At 66.1% G+C, this 15,917-nt stretch carries 14 protein-coding genes; 6 read left to right on the top strand and 8 right to left on the bottom strand.

The annotated features are described in order from the left end of the window. Nucleotides 1-90: 90 nt before the first annotated feature. Nucleotides 91-633, bottom strand: coding sequence for a YbhB/YbcL family Raf kinase inhibitor-like protein (locus tag AC1DCF_RS05655; RefSeq protein ID WP_477210171.1), 543 nt, complete (start codon nt 631-633; stop codon nt 91-93). Nucleotides 634-816: 183 nt separating this feature from the next. Between AC1DCF_RS05655 and trhO the strand changes: the two genes are divergently transcribed. After that, complete coding sequence (trhO, locus tag AC1DCF_RS05650) at nt 817-1,722, top strand: oxygen-dependent tRNA uridine(34) hydroxylase TrhO (protein WP_477210170.1); 906 nt, start codon at nt 817-819, stop codon at nt 1,720-1,722. Nucleotides 1,723-1,797: 75 nt separating this feature from the next. Here trhO and AC1DCF_RS05645 read toward each other — a convergent pair whose 3' ends face one another. After that, entirely contained in the window at nt 1,798-3,225 is a 1,428-nt protein-coding gene (locus AC1DCF_RS05645) for an LssY C-terminal domain-containing protein (protein ID WP_477210169.1), read from the bottom strand. 231 nt (nt 3,226-3,456) lie between these two features. Here AC1DCF_RS05645 and AC1DCF_RS05640 point away from each other — a divergent pair, with 231 nt between their 5' ends. Both AC1DCF_RS05640 and AC1DCF_RS05635 read left to right on the top strand, forming a co-directional pair. Beyond that, nucleotides 3,457-4,359, top strand: coding sequence for an ABC transporter ATP-binding protein (locus AC1DCF_RS05640; protein ID WP_477210168.1), 903 nt, complete (start codon nt 3,457-3,459; stop codon nt 4,357-4,359). Continuing rightward, nucleotides 4,356-5,192 carry an ABC transporter permease gene (locus tag AC1DCF_RS05635; RefSeq protein WP_477210167.1) on the top strand — a complete coding sequence of 279 codons (837 nt, stop codon included), beginning with the start codon at nt 4,356-4,358 and terminating at the stop codon, nt 5,190-5,192. Before AC1DCF_RS05640 ends, AC1DCF_RS05635 begins: the two co-directional genes overlap by 4 nt. Here the strand turns inward: AC1DCF_RS05635 and AC1DCF_RS05630 are convergent. The 6 genes from AC1DCF_RS05630 to AC1DCF_RS05605 all read right to left on the bottom strand — a co-directional run bounded on the left by AC1DCF_RS05630 (nt 5,094) and on the right by AC1DCF_RS05605 (nt 11,357). After that, nucleotides 5,094-5,942, bottom strand: a complete 849-nt coding sequence (locus AC1DCF_RS05630) for an FAD:protein FMN transferase (protein ID WP_477210166.1) — start codon at nt 5,940-5,942, stop codon at nt 5,094-5,096. The two genes, AC1DCF_RS05635 and AC1DCF_RS05630, sit on opposite strands and share 99 nt — an antisense overlap. Nucleotides 5,943-5,997: 55 nt before the next feature. After that, nucleotides 5,998-6,519 (bottom strand): FMN-binding protein, encoded by a 522-nt coding sequence (locus AC1DCF_RS05625; protein WP_477210165.1) that lies wholly within the window; start codon nt 6,517-6,519, stop codon nt 5,998-6,000. Further along, nucleotides 6,516-7,925, bottom strand: a complete 1,410-nt coding sequence (locus AC1DCF_RS05620; protein WP_477210164.1) for a ferredoxin reductase family protein — start codon at nt 7,923-7,925, stop codon at nt 6,516-6,518. The genes AC1DCF_RS05625 and AC1DCF_RS05620 overlap by 4 nt, the downstream gene beginning before the upstream one ends. A gap of 202 nt (nt 7,926-8,127) precedes the next feature. Continuing rightward, the gene (locus AC1DCF_RS05615; RefSeq protein WP_477210163.1) at nt 8,128-9,381 is read right to left on the bottom strand and encodes a sensor histidine kinase; all 1,254 of its coding nucleotides are present in this window, start codon (nt 9,379-9,381) and stop codon (nt 8,128-8,130) included. Beyond that, nucleotides 9,378-10,046, bottom strand: coding sequence for a response regulator transcription factor (locus AC1DCF_RS05610; protein WP_477210162.1), 669 nt, complete (start codon nt 10,044-10,046; stop codon nt 9,378-9,380). Before AC1DCF_RS05610 ends, AC1DCF_RS05615 begins: the two co-directional genes overlap by 4 nt. A 102-nt stretch (nt 10,047-10,148) precedes the next feature. Then, nucleotides 10,149-11,357 carry a S1C family serine protease gene (locus AC1DCF_RS05605; RefSeq protein WP_477210161.1) on the bottom strand — a complete coding sequence of 403 codons (1,209 nt, stop codon included), beginning with the start codon at nt 11,355-11,357 and terminating at the stop codon, nt 10,149-10,151. A 130-nt stretch (nt 11,358-11,487) separates the two neighbouring features. Between AC1DCF_RS05605 and AC1DCF_RS05600 the strand changes: the two genes are divergently transcribed. The 3 genes from AC1DCF_RS05600 to AC1DCF_RS05590 all read left to right on the top strand — a co-directional run bounded on the left by AC1DCF_RS05600 (nt 11,488) and on the right by AC1DCF_RS05590 (nt 15,907). Further along, a complete protein-coding gene (locus AC1DCF_RS05600; RefSeq protein ID WP_477210160.1) occupies nt 11,488-12,504 on the top strand; it encodes an MDR family oxidoreductase in 1,017 nt (338 codons plus the stop codon). 54 nt (nt 12,505-12,558) lie between these two features. Further along, nucleotides 12,559-12,939: a DUF1304 domain-containing protein gene (locus AC1DCF_RS05595; protein WP_477210159.1), complete on the top strand. Its 381-nt coding sequence runs from the start codon at nt 12,559-12,561 to the stop codon at nt 12,937-12,939. 286 nt (nt 12,940-13,225) lie between these two features. Further along, entirely contained in the window at nt 13,226-15,907 is a 2,682-nt protein-coding gene (locus AC1DCF_RS05590; protein ID WP_477210158.1) for a helix-turn-helix transcriptional regulator, read from the top strand. Nucleotides 15,908-15,917 lie beyond the last annotated feature (10 nt).

Here is a 15,917-nt window from a genome sequence, read left to right as displayed (position 1 = left end):
CTCAACAATACGACTCGCATCCGTGCAGGCGCTGAGAGGAGACCCCGCTGAAGCTGGGAACGGGCGGCGACCGGCGAGGGTCAGCGCGGTTCAGCGACCGCGGCCCGGACTGAATTCCCCGGTTCCGGTCAGCACCGCACGTGCAAGCGTATGAAAGTGCAGATTGAACCCCAAGACGGCGGGCGTCGACTCCGGATCGATCCGAAGGCGGGGCACATCCACCGCATGCACGATGAACTGGTAGCCGTGCACCCCAGTTCCCTCCGGCGGGCCGGCCCCGACGAAGCTGCTCTGTCGCGTCTCGTTCGGGAGGGTCGTCGCCTCGGCGGGCAACAGCCGGCTTCTCGGGCTGCCGGCGCCGGCGGCCAGCGCCGTCACCGAGACTGGAATGTTGAAAACCGCCCAGTGCCAGAATCCCGACCCGGTCGGCGCATCCGGGTCATAGGCGGTGAGCGCGAAGCTCTTCGTGGCCGCCGGGAACCCCGACCAACTCAACTCCGGGGATCGATCCTCTCCACCGGACCCCGCGCCGTACTGAGCGGTCGCCAACGGTTGCCCGTCGGTCAGGTCGCTGCTCGTGAGACTGAAGAGTGGCACCACGCCGAATCGGGCGAGCGGGTCTGCATCGGTCATTGTCAACCTCCTACTTAGCCAGCAGCCTAGGCCAGAACCTCCGCCAGGTCGCGAGTTGCCGGAGATAGCCCCTTCCGCACACGTGAACGGGCCATCTCTGCCAACTCGCGGGCCGAACAAGGCACGAACGAGAGAGAGGATGCGTCCCGCCGGCACCCAGACAGCGCCGCGTAAAATGACGGGGTGGCCATCCCGAAGATTCTGCTCTATTACGTGTTCGCACCCCTCGCCGACCCCGACGCCGTGCGACTCTGGCAGCGCGACCTCTGTGAGGGACTGGGCCTCCGCGGACGCATCCTGATCTCGAAGGATGGCCTGAACGGAACCCTCGGCGGCGACTTGCCCGCGCTCAAGCGCTATGTGCGCAAGACCCGCGACTATCCGGCATTCAAGAACATCGATTTCAAGTGGAGCGAAGGCACGGGGCTCGACGAGGCCGGACTCAGCCTCGACTTTCCGCGTCTGGTCGTCAAAGTCCGCGATGAGATCGTCAGTTTCGGCGCTCCCGGCGAGTTACAGGTCGATGAGACGGGCGTGCGCGGCGGCGGCACGAAGCTGGCCCCCGCCGAATTGCACGAACTCGTCGCCGAGCGCGGCGACGACGTGGTCTTCTTCGACGGTCGCAACGCGTTCGAGGCCGAGATCGGCAAGTTCAAGAACGCGGTGGTTCCGGATGTCGCCACCACGCGCGACTTCGTAGCCGAACTCGACAGCGGCAAATACGACCACCTCAAAGACAAGCCCGTCGTCACCTACTGCACCGGCGGCATCCGCTGCGAGGTGCTCAGCGGGCTGATGAAGGCCCGCGGATTCGACGAGGTCTACCAACTCGACGGCGGAATCGTGCGTTACGGCGAGGCCTACGGCGACGGCGGCCTCTGGGACGGCTCGCTCTACGTCTTCGACCAGCGGATGTCTGTCGATTTCAGCGACAACACCGAGGTCATCGGCCGCTGTGCGGTGTGTGCGCAGCCCACCAAGAATATGCTCAACTGCCGCGATCTCTCCTGCCGCGAGCAGCTCGTGGTCTGCTCCACGTGTGTCGAGGCGTCTCCTCCTGCGTGCGCCACGCACGCCATCGCAATCTAGATCTCTTTCGCGAGGTCTCTCGAGGTATCTCTCTCGCGGTACGGGCACGGGTACGGGCACGGGTACGGGCACGGGCTAGCGACGGGTACGCGCGTAGGTTCGCGCGGCCGTGCTCGAGAGGGCCAACAGAATCAGGATGTCGATCGCCAGGCTGGGTAGGGTCGTGCGCAGCGTGATCGCCACCCCGTCGGTCATCGAGCTAGCGAGTTGGATCACGATACTGATCGTCGACATCGCCATGGCCGCCACCCTGGCCCAGTTGTGTCCGATGAACACAAACCAGGCCACTGTGAGCTCCACCAGCAGGGCGACCCCGTAGACGATGAGCACGCTCGCAAGCACCAGATCCTGTGCGGCAGTGCCCGTGACCCCCGACTGGCTGAGGTCGACCTCGAGCGAATCGGCGACTTGCCGCCAGTTCAGGCTGGTCACGCCGATGAAGAGCAGCCCGGCGAGCACCCGGGCGCCCATCAGCGCCGCACCGACGACGATGGCCTGTGGCTTCTTTCGTGCAGCGGATGCCGGCACTGGCACCGAAGGATTCGTCACCACGACGTCGCGCAGGTTGATCACGGGCAGGTCGCCATCCGTCTGGATTGTGTCGCCGCCGCCATTGCGTGAGTGGTAGCCGGTCGAGAAGTCGCGGATCACATCGACGCTCACCGCAGGATCCGCCGCGCTCAGGCTGGCCACGATGTGGTCACGCTCGATGTCGGTGTTCTCATCGATCTTGTGGGTGACCTGCAGGGTGAACAGCGAAAACCCGACGCTCTTGTCGAAGGTTCCGGCGGCGAGCCAATCGACGCGGCCGCCTCCGGGCAGCGCCCAGCCTTCCGGGCAGCGCCAGAACCGCACGTGGTGCCGCTTCGCCGGGTTTCCGGCCACCTCCTGCTGGTATGCGAAATCCTGCTGGCGATCGAAGAGCAACAGGGGGCTCACCGGGGCTTCGTCATAACTGCGGCGGGTGAGTGTCGATGTGATGATGCGTCGGGTCGAGGCGGCGGTGATGTCGTCGGCGCGGGTCCACCCGGCCTCGGCCAGAATCTGATGCAGCTGATCTTCGGCGCCGGTGAGCGCGAGGTTGACCGGGTCGCCGAGCAGCCCGTCGCTCGTTCGGGCACGCCCGATGAAGTAGTCGGGCAGGTAGATGCGCGTGAGGATGCGGTGCAGGCGCGGCAACACCAGGTAGGCGCTGAGCACCCAGAAGATGACAATGACCCAGATCACACCCCAGCCCCAGGAGAAGCTCTCCTCGAACACGAGCACCGCCAGCCAGACCGAGGCAGCCCCGGCAAAGATGAAGAAGAATGTGTCGAGCCTTGAGCTCGTCGCAGAGCGCCCCCCACCGGCCTGAACCTTGGCGGGCTCGCGCAGCGGCAGCTCCTCCGGCTGCAGCTCCTCCGGCGGCAGCTCCTCCGGCGGCAGCTCCTCCGGCACCGGCTGCCTCGCCGGAGTTTCGCTCCTCGCCGGAGTTTCGCTGGCGACTCCCCGCTCGTCTGGCATAGCGCCATGCTAGTTCCACGAGCGGTCGCCCCCAAGGCGTAGCCGCGACGCCACGCGCGTTGAAAACCGCCACGCGGGTCGGATTCAACCGGCGTCGCGGTTTTCGACCCGCGCCGCGCACCTCAAGCCGAACTCCGCCGCGCGCATCCGTTCGCCTGCACCCCCGCCCCGCCTCCCGTGCTCCCGCGTCCGCCGCCCTTAGGGTGGTGTCAACGATCGAGGGGGAAACGGATGCCGACGGGCGCTGTCATCGAGTTCAGCAACATCACCAAGAAGTTCGGCACTGTCGCCGCAGTCAACGATCTGTCGTTCACCGTCGAGCCCGGCAAGGTCACCGGATTTCTCGGCCCGAATGGGGCGGGCAAGACGACGACGCTGCGCATTCTGCTCGGCCTCGTCGCTCCCACGAGCGGAACTGCCACCTTCGGCGGCATCCGCTACCGTGACCTGCCCCAACCTCTCGCCACGGTGGGTGCGGCCCTCGAGGCGGCCAGTTTTCACCCGGGCCGTACGGCTTTCAACCACCTCAACATCTACGCCATCGCCGCCGGGCTTCCCTCCTTGCGGGTGACCGAGGTGCTCCACCTGGTCGGGCTCGGCGACTACGCCCACCGCCGCGTCGGCGGCTACTCGCTGGGAATGCGCCAGCGCCTCGGCCTTGCCTACGCGCTGCTCGGCGACCCGGGCGTTCTGGTGCTCGACGAGCCGATCAACGGCCTTGACCCGGAAGGCATCAAGTGGATCCGCGGGTTCCTGCGCGCCATGGCCGCCGAAGGGCGCACGGTGTTGGTCAGCTCGCACCTGCTTTCCGAGGTTCAGCAGAGCGTTGATGACGTCGTGATCATTGCCAAGGGGCACCTGGTGCATCGGGGCACGCTCTCGAGTCTCGACTCGGAGGTCGCCCCGCAGGTGATCGTCGACTCCCCCGACCGCGACGCTCTGGGCGCCGCCCTCTCCGCCGCCGGACTCACCTTCGCGCTCGGTCGAACCGGCCTGCTCGTCGCCGAAGCCAATCCGGGCAGAATCGGCCATCTCGCCTTCGCGGCGGGGGTCGAACTCAATATTCTGCATCGGCAGAAATCGGGTCTCGAAGACTCGTTCCTTGCACTCGTCGGCGGAGGTGACTCGCTGTGATCGTCTTTTTGCGCTCCATTTCCGCCGAATTCGCCAAGATCCTGACCACGCGGATGTGGTGGATCCTCGCGCTCGTTCTCTTCTTCTACATTGCGCTGCTCGCCGGCGGTCTCGCCGCGCTCTTCGGCGGCATCAACACCGGGGCCATCGGTCCCGGAGCGGCCGGCTCCCCCGGTGGAGCCCCGCCCGTCGACAGCTTGCCCCCGCTCATCTACAGCTTCGCCTCGTCGGTCGGCTATGTGTTCCCGGTCTTGATCGGGGCGCTTGCCACGACGGGTGAGTTCCGGCACCAGACCCTCACCCCCACATTCTTGGCCACCCCACGGCGGCTCGGAGTGTTGGGCGCGAAGGGCACGAGCATGTTCGTCGTCGGCGCCGTCTACGGGGCGATCGCCCTGGCGGCATCCGTCGGCATCGGCGCACTCGTGATGAATGGCTTCGGCATCGACCCGCAACTCGCCGACAGTGCGACCTGGGCGCTCGTCGGCCGCTCCGTGCTGGCGATGGCGCTCTGGGCGACGATCGGCGTCGGGCTCGGCGTTCTTGTGCCCAACCAGGTCGCGACGATCGTGATCGTGCTCGCCTTCACCCAATTCGTCGAACCGCTCTTGCGGCTGGCCTCCTCGTTCACCGAGGTCACCGCCGGCATCGGCCAGTACCTGCCGGGTGCCGCATCCGATGCCTTGGTCGGCGCCAGCTTCTTCTCCGTCGCGAGCGCGCCCAGCTCGGCCGCGTCACTCGAGTGGTGGCAGGGCGGGCTCGTGCTGTTGGCGTATGCGGCGGCGGCCGGCATCGCCGGTTACTTCTCCAGCTGGAAGAAGGACGTCACCTAGGCGTTCTTCCCGCGAGGCTGCGAACGGCACCGCACCCGCCTGCAGAACGCGACCATCGAGGGTGACCGCGACGACCGCATCCGCCCCATTTGCGACAGCCCAGGCGACGCCATCGACGCCGAGCGCACAGACCGCGGTGGCCAGGATGTCCGCGGTGCAGAGGTCGGCGCAGATCACCGTGGCACTGACCAACTCATGCGCGATCAAACCGGTGCGCCCGTCGGTGATGTGGTTGCCGCGCTCATAGGTGCCGGATGTCGCGACCGCGCAGTCAGTGACGGCCAGCGTCGTCAGCATCGTCTCGGCTTTCCACGGCGAGCGCACTCCCACCGTCCACAGCGCGCCGATTTCCGGAGCTCCTCGCACGACAATGTCGCCACCCGCGTTGAAGCAGAAGTCGCGGATGCCTGCCTCGCTCAACAGGTCTGCCGCATTCTGCACGGCCCACCCTTTGACAACGCCGTCGGTATCGAGCTTCTGGCCCGGCAGACGCAGCGAGAAGGCGCCGTGTGTGGCGCGCTGAGCCCGTGCGCCCAGCGCGAGCACCTCGCGCAACTCGTCGCTGTAGTGATCGGGTGTGAGGCGGCCGCGGTTGACGGCGCTCACCTCGCTGTCGTTGCGATACGAGCTGAACCGCCGGTCGGCGGCCGCGAGCAGGTCGAACGCGGCGCGTACGGCCACGAAGTGGCCACCGGCATCGCGGATGTCGACCGACATCGGGATGCCCATCACGGTTTCGAGGTGTCTCATGGCTGGTCCCTCCACGCTCGTTTTGTCGTACTCGTCTCTCCATACCGGATAGGACTCACAGCTGGTCGATCGCCGACTGAACCGACTGGGCATAGCCCTCCGAGGTGTAGGTCGCGCCAGACACGGTGTCGATATTCGCCGACTGCGCAGTGAGAACTTCCTGCTCGAGGATCGGCGCGGCCTGCTGGTTGATCTCCACGCTGCGCCCTCGGTCATTCGGAGCTTGCAGCTCGGTCACCGCGGTGATGGTGCCGTCGACGAAGGTGACCGAGACCTGGAGGGGGCCGTATGCGGTCTGCTTCACCTGTCCGTCGATCGTTGTGGTCACACCGGAGGGGGCCGCCGGCGTCGGTGCCGCAGCCTCCGCACTCGGTACCGCTACGCTGGCCGGACCGCTCGCCGGACCGGTCGCCGGCTGCGGGGTCGCCGGCACTCCAACGCCTGCCGACGTCGTCGTGCCCGGAGCCGATGCCCCCGCCAGGTCGGCCGCACCGTAGAGCTTCAGGCCGATGGTGAGTCCCATCGTGGTCAGGATCACGGCAAACAGCAGGGTGCCGCGCCACTTCTTCAGTCTCATGACAGGCTCAGCTCCTCTCGATGAATGAAACGCCGCGGAACCTTGAGGGTGCGAAGCACCGATTCCATCTGCATTGCGAGCCCGGCGGGCCCGCAGATGAAGACCTCCCGCTCCCTCATGTCGGGAACGAGCCCCGCGAGCGCCGGGGCGGAGAGCGGGTCGTAGCCCAGTTGGCTCCGTCGGCCGAGCACGGGAACAACTCGCAGACCGGGCATCAGCGCGAGTTCGGGCAACAACGCGAGGTGCTCGACCGAATGAGCACGGTAGACCACGATCACCGCGTGGCCGCGGGCGGTCAATTCCTCGGCCAGCGCGCAGATCGGGCCGATTCCCGCACCACCCGCGATGAGCAGAATCTTCGTGCGGCCGGCGCGATCGGCCGTGAAGTGCCCGAACGGCCCTTCGGCGAAGACGAGCGTTCCCGGGCGCAGTTCACGGATGCGTCGCGAGTGATCGCCCAGCGCGCCGACGGTGATGCGCAGCACCCCGGCCTGCGGAATGCGCGAGATGGAGTAGGGGTGTGCGGTGAGCAGGTGTCCCCAGGAGAGGAACCGGAAGAGCATGAAGTTTCCTGCACGGATGCCGAGCTCATCGACTCGTTTTCCGCTGAACCACACGCTCGTCGTCCCCGAGTTCTCGATCACGACGCGGTCGACGCGCAGCCGCTGACGCCAGGCCGCGACGGCCGGAAGAACGACGCGCCAGGTGAGGATCGCGGCCGCCGTGCCGAGGTAGAGCAGGATCCAGACTGCGCGATTCTGCGGGTTACCCACAAAGTGCACGCCAGCGCTGATCTGGTGCAGGAAGGTCAAATAGATGGCGACGTAGGTCGTCAGGTGCAGCCAGTACCAGGCTTCGTACGACAGGCGATTCCGCAGCAGCCGCGCACTGCTGAGCCCCACCGCGAAGAAGGCGATCGTGCCGATGAGAGCGGTCAGCATGTCAGGGTAGTTGGTGAGGATGGTGACGACTTCGGCCCATGGCGTGGAATTGTCGAGAAGCATCCCGCCGAGGATCATGAATCCGACGTGCGTGGCGATGAGCAGGAGAACGGCCGTGCCGAGCGTACGGTGCCAGAGCACAAGCTTGTCCATGCCCACCGACGTTTCGAACCAGGGAATCCGGGCGATGAGCAGCACCTGGGCGCAGACCAGATATCCGCCGATCATGCCGCTCAACTCGCCGATCGTGGTGGTGAGATTCGCCGGTGTTGCGGCGAAATTCGGGCTGGCGTTGGTCCACCACATGAACAGCACGACACAGAGGCCGACGGTGAGCACGGCTCGAACCACCAGCGCCCGACGATGCAGGGCCGGGGCGCTGAGGCCACGCACGCGGAGGCGCCGAGGAGTGACGACCGGGCTCACGCTCTCACGACGTCGATGGCTTATCACGTGCGTGGTCATGACACTCCCCTGTCGGATTCTGCGTGCTCTAGAGACCACACTCCGGCAGGTTTCTTCCAACTTTCTTAGACGGGCTGGGAGAACTCGGGGCGTTGGCTATGGATCTGCACTGCTCGACGCCATCTGCACTGCTCGACGCCATTGCACTGCTCGACGCCATCGCATTGCTCGGCGAAGCGCGCACGCCGCGAGGAGACTCCGCCTACGAACCGACCCGCAGCAACACCTTCACCACGGCACCACGTTCACCGGTGGACGGCTCGATCGTGACGCTGCCACCGTGGCGGGACGCCACTTCGGCGACGAGAGCCAGCCCGAGGCCATAGTGCCGCTCACGACCGGGCGAATCGGACACCGGGCGCGACGACGCGAATCGTTCGAACGCCGCAGCATCCATCCCCGCCGGAAAACCGGGACCGTCATCGCTCACTCGAACCACGGCATTCCCGCCGGCGCGACTCACCTCAACGTGCACCTCTGACTTGGCATGATCGATCGCGTTCGCGATGAGCGCGGTGAAAAGGCGCTGGATCGAGGCCCCCGCCGCGTGAATCATGACCGGCTCGGCTGACCCGCCACGCACGAGCACGAGGCCGCGCCGGCTCGCCTCGAGGCTCTGCAACTCCACCGCGTTGTCGGCGAGGGCACAGAGGTCGAGCCGGGATGTCGGTGCGACCTCACGCGGGTCTGCCGCGATGAGAAGGTCCTCGAGAATCTCGGTGAGAATCCGGGAATCCTGCACGATCTCCTCCACCGCCTCGGCGATCTCGTCGGCCGACGCGGACGAGACCGGCGCGGTTGGCGAGGAAACGTCGTCACCGGATGCCTGCTGCAACGCTCGTCGCAGCAGTTGAGCACGGGTGCTCAACAACGTGAGAGGCGTTCGGAGCTCGTGGCTCGCGTCCATCACGAAGCGACGCTGGAGAGCAAGCGCATCGGCCAACGGGCGCATCGCCCGCCGCGCCATCCACGCTGCGATGAACACCGCAGCGATCGCTGCAAGAACCCCGGAGATGGCCAAGGCCCAGCCGAGCCGCGCAAGTTCCTCTTGGCTTTCGTGCAGGCTGACTGCCACCTGCACCGTGCCGCGCGCGCCCTCTGAAGTTCGGATCGCATAGCTTTGACCGTTCAAGACCTGTGTGCTCTGCACCTCACCACCGGAGCTGTGCACGGTGCGGATGGCTGCCTCGTCGGGTAGCCCGGGCGGCAGATCTGGGGAGGCCAGCACCCCTCGGTCGCTCACGATCACAACGAACACTCCGGGCGGCGCATCGCGGGGCGAGTCGATGAGCGACGCGCCGACCAGGCTGCGCTGTGTTGCCTCCGCCTGGCTCGCACTGACGATGGCGAAGACGACGACGCCCAGGATGGTGAAGAGAATGACGATGAGGGCAGCGAATTGAACGGCGAGCCGACGAGCGGCACGCTGGGACTCGGCCAGGTCACGGGAGCTCATGCCGACCGGCCTAGCCGATAGCCGACACCGCGCACGGTGTCGATGATGTCGCGCCCGAGTTTCTTGCGCAGATAGTGCACATAGGTATCGACGACTCCCGCATCGTCGGCGTCGGCGAAGACCGTGACGAGCAGGTCTTCCCTTGTGAAAACTTGCTCGGAACGGCGAGCCAGCCGCTCGAGCAAATCCCCTTCGCGTTCAGAGAGAGCGACGATCTGTCCGTCGCGGCGCGTGACCGATCTGCTGCCGGTGTCCAGAGTTCCGCCGGGAATCTTGAGCACCGGCACCGTCGAAGCGAGCCGGCGGCGAAGAACCCGCAACCGGGCAAGCAACTCGTCGATGTCGAACGGTTTCGACAAATAGTCTTCGGCGCCTCGGTCGAGGCCCTCCACGCGGTCGGCCGAGTTTCCGAGCGCCGACAAGATCAGCACCGGGGTCACCACTCCGCTCGCGCGTAGTTTGGCCAGAACGTCAAGACCCTCAATCGCCGGCAGGCCGCGATCGAGCAGCAGCACATCGAACTCGTTGGTGAGGCCCTCGTGGAGCGCCCGCTGGCCGTCGTGTGCGACGGTCACGGCGTAACCCTCCCCGGCCAAGAGGTTCCGCAACATTTGCGCAAGCCGAATGTCGTCTTCGGCGACAAGGACGCGCGGTGGCGGGGACATGGTCGAAGTATAGGTTCGTGTGCTTTGTGAAGCGGATGCCGCGCGACAATGACGACCGGGCCGGGACCATTCGGCCCCGACCCCTGAACGCTCGTGCTGCCGCTACGGCGTCGCGCCGAGCGTGACCGTCGTGGTGCCCTGCTCGGTGCCGCGCAGGTACGTGACCTCGACGGTGTCCCCGACCTGCTTCGTCAGTTTCACCCGCGTCAGTACCGCGGCGTCGGAGACGGACTGGCCGTCAATCGAGGTGATGATGTCGCCCGTCTGGATGCCCGCTTGTTCCGCCGGGCCACCGGGGGTGACCCCTTCGACGAAGAGCCCGGGCTCGGTGTTGAACTTCGCTGCGACATCGGCAGGGATCGCGACGACCTGCATGCCGAAGTAGGGGTACGACACCTTTCCGGTTTCGATCATCTGGGTGGCCAGCGACATCGCCAGGTTGACCGGAACCGCGAAGCCGATGCCGACGCTTCCGCCACCCGCTTGCCCTGCGGCGTTCGGAACAGTCGCGATTGCGGAGTTCACGCCGATCTGTGCGCCGTCGCAGTCGACCAGCGCACCGCCCGAGTTGCCCGGGTTGATGGCTGCGTCAGTCTGGATCGCTCCGGCGAGAAGCGCAGTGCCTCCTTCATCGTTCGGCACCGGCACATCGCGGCCGAGTGCGCTCACGATTCCGGCGGTGACCGTGCTTGACAATCCAAGCGGAGCCCCGAGGGCGACAACCGGCTGCCCGACATTGAGCGTGTCCGAGTCGCCGGCGACAACGGCCGGGAGCTTCGTGCCGACGTCGACCTTCACGACAGCGATGTCGGCCTGCGGTGAGCGTCCGACCAAGGTGGCGGGCACCTGCTGGCCGTTGCTGAACGTGACGATGATTGTGGCGCCGTTCGCGGCATCCGCAATGACGTGATTGTTCGTCAGGATGTAGCCATCGTCGCGGATGATCGAGCCCGTGCCCACCCCACCGCCGGCCTCGCTGACCACGTTGATCGTGACAATCGCCGGAAGAACCTTGGCTGCCACCGCCTCAGCGTCACAGAAACCGGTGACGGTGGAGCCGCCAGGGTTTCCGACCGAGGTTCCCGACGAGGTCGGAGTTCCGTTCCCACCGGCCAGCTGGCCGAGATACCCTCCCAGAAATCCGCCGACGAGGCCGACGACGAGCGCGCCGCCCAGAATCGCTCCCGGCCGCGAGAAGAAAGGCTTGGTGTCGGTCGCCGCCGGCGTAGACTCCGGGGTCGCTGTCGGCGGCCCCACCGGTGGCACTGATTCGGCCGAATTTTGAGGGTATTCCCCTGGCAGCTGGTCCATCTGTTCCCCGTCTATGTGATGCGTTCCCTTCAGCGGAGTCTATGGGGAGCCGCCAGGTCACGTCACGTTTGCTGCGACGGCGGCGAGGCGCACTCGTGCCTGCGACCCACGCTCCACCTAGGCTGAGCGCATGAGTTCGACGTCACAGTTCAGGGCCCTTGTTGTTGACACCGAGACGGATGCCGGTGGCGTCACCCGGCAGACGGCTGAGCTCCGACTGGTCGATGACGGCTTTCTCGCACCGGGCGACGTGACCATCGACGTTCAGTTCTCGAGCATCAACTACAAAGACGGCCTTGCTCTCTGCGGCAAGCCGGGCGTCGTGCGCACGTGGCCGTTGATCGCCGGTATCGACATCGTCGGCGTCGTCACCGACAGCGCACACCCGGAGTGGAAAGTCGGCGACACCGTCATCCAGAATGGGGCGGGACTCGGCGAGCGCCTGCACGGTGGTTTGGCCGCGCGCGCCCGCGTCGATGGGACCGCTCTGGTTCGTCTCCCGGAAGGTCTCACCGCGTTGCGGGCGGCGGCGATCGGAACGGCAGGATTCACGGCCATGCTCGCGGTGATGGCCCTTCAACGGCAGGGAGTGACGCCGGAGTCCGGCCCGGTGCTGGTAACGGGTGCGGCCGGAGGGGTCGGCTCTGTCGCGATCTCACTGCTCGCCGGGCGTGGCTTCGAGGTACACGCGTCAACCGGTCGCGGTGCTGAACTCGGCGCCTCTCTGCACGGGCTCGGGGCAACCCAGCTCGTTGACCGGGCCGATCTCGCCGAGGCCGGCAAACCGCTGCAGACGCAGCGCTGGGCGGCGGTTGTCGATTCGGTCGGCAGCGCAACTCTCGCCAACGCCCTGGCGCAGACCAACTACGGCGGGGTCGTTGCCGCCTGCGGGCTGGCGCAGGGTGCCGATTTACCGACCACCGTGCTGCCGTTCATCCTGCGAGCGGTGATCCTCGCCGGAATCAATTCCGTCGACGCCCCGACGGCGCTTCGCGCAGAAGCGTGGGAGCTGTTGGCGGAGGAAATCGACGTCACCCGGCTCGAGGAGATCACACACGTGATCCCGCTCGACGCGGCCTTCGGCGCGGCTCGGCGCATTCTCTCCGGAGACGTGCACGGTCGCACGGTCGTCGACGTGAACGCCTGAGTCGACCGGGGCATCCGCCTGCCCGACGACGCGGCCAGGTCGTACACTTCTGGCATGATCATCGTCGCCACCGTGTTCGTCGCCCTTGCAGCTGTGCTGCACGTCTACATCTTCATGATGGAAAGCATCTGGTGGACGCGTCCGAGCATCTGGAAGCGATTCGGTCTGGCCAGCCAAGCGGATGCCGACACGACACGTCCGATGGCGTACAACCAGGGCTTTTACAACCTGTTCCTCGCGGCCGGCGCAGCGCTCGGCCTGCTCCTCTGGCTCACCAACCAACCGCAGGCTGGTGCCGCACTCGTGTTCTTTTCGACCGGCTCAATGGTGCTGGCGGCGCTCGTTCTGACCACCACTGGTCGCCGCTATCTGCGGGCGGCGCTCATTCAGGGCACGTTTCCGCTGATCGGCTTCGTGCTTTTTCTGTTCGTTTGACGACACCCCCCAAATTGGGGGCATAGTTTTTCGAGTTTCGGAATAGGTTGGCATCGGCTCTCGCTTTTACTGGCTTCACCCGAGTCAGCGAAACGCCGCGAGCGGCATCCTGTGTCACTTGCGACATCGAACACCCCTCTCTGGCGAGAGGGAACCCGTCACCGCGACCCGAATCGTGGCACAACATGAATGCGCATTCTGAGAACCGGCGAATACCCAGCCGGAACTCCCCGAACACCCCACGCTCGCCGGCCAGTTCGCGCCTGCCGATCGCCGGGTCCGACCGATGATCCGGGCGGATGCAGTTGCCCGAATCAAGGACCTCGCCGAAACCGCGCCGGAGGATGCCCTGCTGATCGTCGGCGGGCCGGGAACGGGAAAGAGCACCGTTCTCGCCAACGCTGCGGCACAAATCAACTCCGCGGTGTTCCGGGTTCGAATCAACCCGGCCGAGTCGAGCATTCCGCTGTCGGGCCTGTCGACCATCGTCACCTCGTTCTCCCACCCGGCGGCGACGGGGCTGTCGCGGCGCCTCCTGCAGTCCCCGGGCTGGGGCGGTCAGATTCAGACGGTGACCGCGGAGATTCTCGATTTCATTCACACGGCCACCCGCACCCCGACTCTTCTTCTCGTCGACGACGTTGACCTGATGGATTCCCCCAGCCAGATCGTTTTTGCGATGGTTGCCGGGCGTCTGAACGGAAGCGGGCTTCGTCTGGTCGGCACCATGTCGTCCGACCCGAGTGCCGGGCCGCTCGCCTCGCTGACCCGCCTGACGCTTGCGCCACTCAACGCTTCCGAGGCTCTCGCACTCATCACGGCGCTCGTCGGCCCGCATATCGATGCGGCAGTGTCACGAATCGTTGTCTCGTCGTCGGCCGGAAACCCCCGGGCACTCGCACACATCGTGCATTCGCTCACCGAACGCCAACGACTGCACGCGGAAGCTCTGATCCTCCCGCTTCGCGGGCCGCACATCACCACATCGGTGGACGACGATTCCGGCCCGATCGCAACCGAAATGCGGGGGCTGCTTCAGCGGCTGTCGTCAGCGTTCCTCAGCAGCGAGAGCGCCGTGCTTCAAGGTTCTCTGCGCGTTCCCATGGCACTTGAGGAACTCGTTGCGTCCGGCATCGTGGCGCGGGAGGGGAGCTATCTTCGCATCGAGAACCCGTTGCTTCGATCGCAGATCTACTGGTCGCAAAGCGCCACGGAACGATTGAACCACCACGCTGCAGCGCTGCGTGCCGAGGCGGGTCACGAGGCCGAACTGGCCACCTGGCACCGCAGCTGGCTGAACCCCGCCACCGTCAAGCCGGAAGAGCTGCTGAGCGCAGCGGCGCTGCTCACCCGCCAGGGGCGCACGGTGCAAGCGCTCGAACTGGCCGAGCGCGCCCTCACCCTGGCCCCGACCGGGGCCGACCTGTCCCTGGCCCTCGCCGATCTCTCAACCGAGCTTCTGCTTCAGGGGGAGCTTGACTACGCCGAGCGATATGCGCGTCGCGGGCAACGTTTGTCCGAACGCAGCGAGGTCGCCCCGAGGCTCGCGGTACTCCGCACCCGCATCGAATTCCTCTCGACCCGGCAGCTTCTCACCGCCGAGACGGATCGTTGGACCAGTGCACGCCCCGGCGACGACGCTGATGCCGCGGCGAGGGTGCAACTCGTCGTCGCCCAGTGCCACGCCGAACGATGGGAAACCGAGGCAGCCGGAGCGCTGATCGAGCGTGCCGGCCGACTTCTGGCGCATTCCTCCACGTACGCGGTCGAACAGTATGACCTTGTCGCCATGCTTCATTCCGCTTTGGAGGGTGATCCAGGGCCGGCGACCAGAATGTACGAACGGGTCACCCGCCACGACGGCGCAGGGAGATCGTCCCCGCAGGCCCTGTCCCTCCTCGGGCGGAGTCTCACCTACGCCGACCGTTTTGCCGAGGCCCGTCGAATCTTCATTGCACTTCTCGCCTTGGAGCCTGCCCCCGACCCGATCTGGCTGGCCGATGCGCGCTACTTTCTGGCCGAGAACGACATCTTGTCTGGCCATCACAATGAGGCGCTCGAGATCATCAGTCGCCTCAACGGCTCCAACTCCACAGGGCAGCTGCACCGCAATCTGCACGCCCTCCTGATGGCCTGGTACTGGCAGACCTCCGGAAATCGGGAGGAGGCCGAAGCTGCGATCGCCGAATGCACCCGTCGGTTCGCGGCAACCGACAATCCGGCCCTGACCGCTCGGCTCTTAGCCGACCAAGGGAGTTTTGCCCTGATGGACTCCCGTTTCGACGACGCGATCGCCTTCCTCCGCACCGCGTCGACGATCGGTGCCGGGTTCAGGAACCCCGCGCTGCTGCGTCACGAGGTCGACCTGATTGAGGCGTACTCGATGGCCGGCCAACTGCCTGAAGCGGTTGCCCAGTTTCAGGAATTCCATGCCAGATCTTTACCCTACCGCTCCCGTTGGATCACCCTGTCCACCGCCAGGGCCCGAGCTCTCATCACGCCAGGAGAGCCCTCGCTTCTCGCCTTTCAGAGCGCGCTCAGGCTCTGGCGCACCGGCGACTCGCAGTTCGAGCTCGGCCGCACCCTCCTGAGTTATGCCGCACGACTTGACGCTCTCGGGCACGCGTCAGAGAGCAGGGAGCAGTTCACGTCGGCTCGCATGATCCTGACCCAACTCGGCGCGATTTCGTGGGCGAGAAGAGCGGATGCCGCGGGGCGAGGATACGACCGCCCGTCCGGTCATCCACTGCTTCATTCGCTCGCCCCCGACGAGCAGGCCGTCGCTCTTCTCGTCTGCCGCGGGCTGCGCAACAAGGAGATCGCGGCCGAGCTCTTTGTGTCGCTGCGCACCGTCGAAGTGCGACTCACCCACATTTATCAGAAGCTCGGTGCACGTTCGCGCTCGCATCTCTCCGCCATGCTCTCGACCGACGATGGCGAGCATCGCCGGGCGATCCTGCCGCGCTGATACATCCCCG

It is taken from the genome of Leifsonia sp. 10L418 (assembly GCF_056395445.1).
This window is presented reverse-complemented; position numbering and strand designations above follow the sequence as displayed.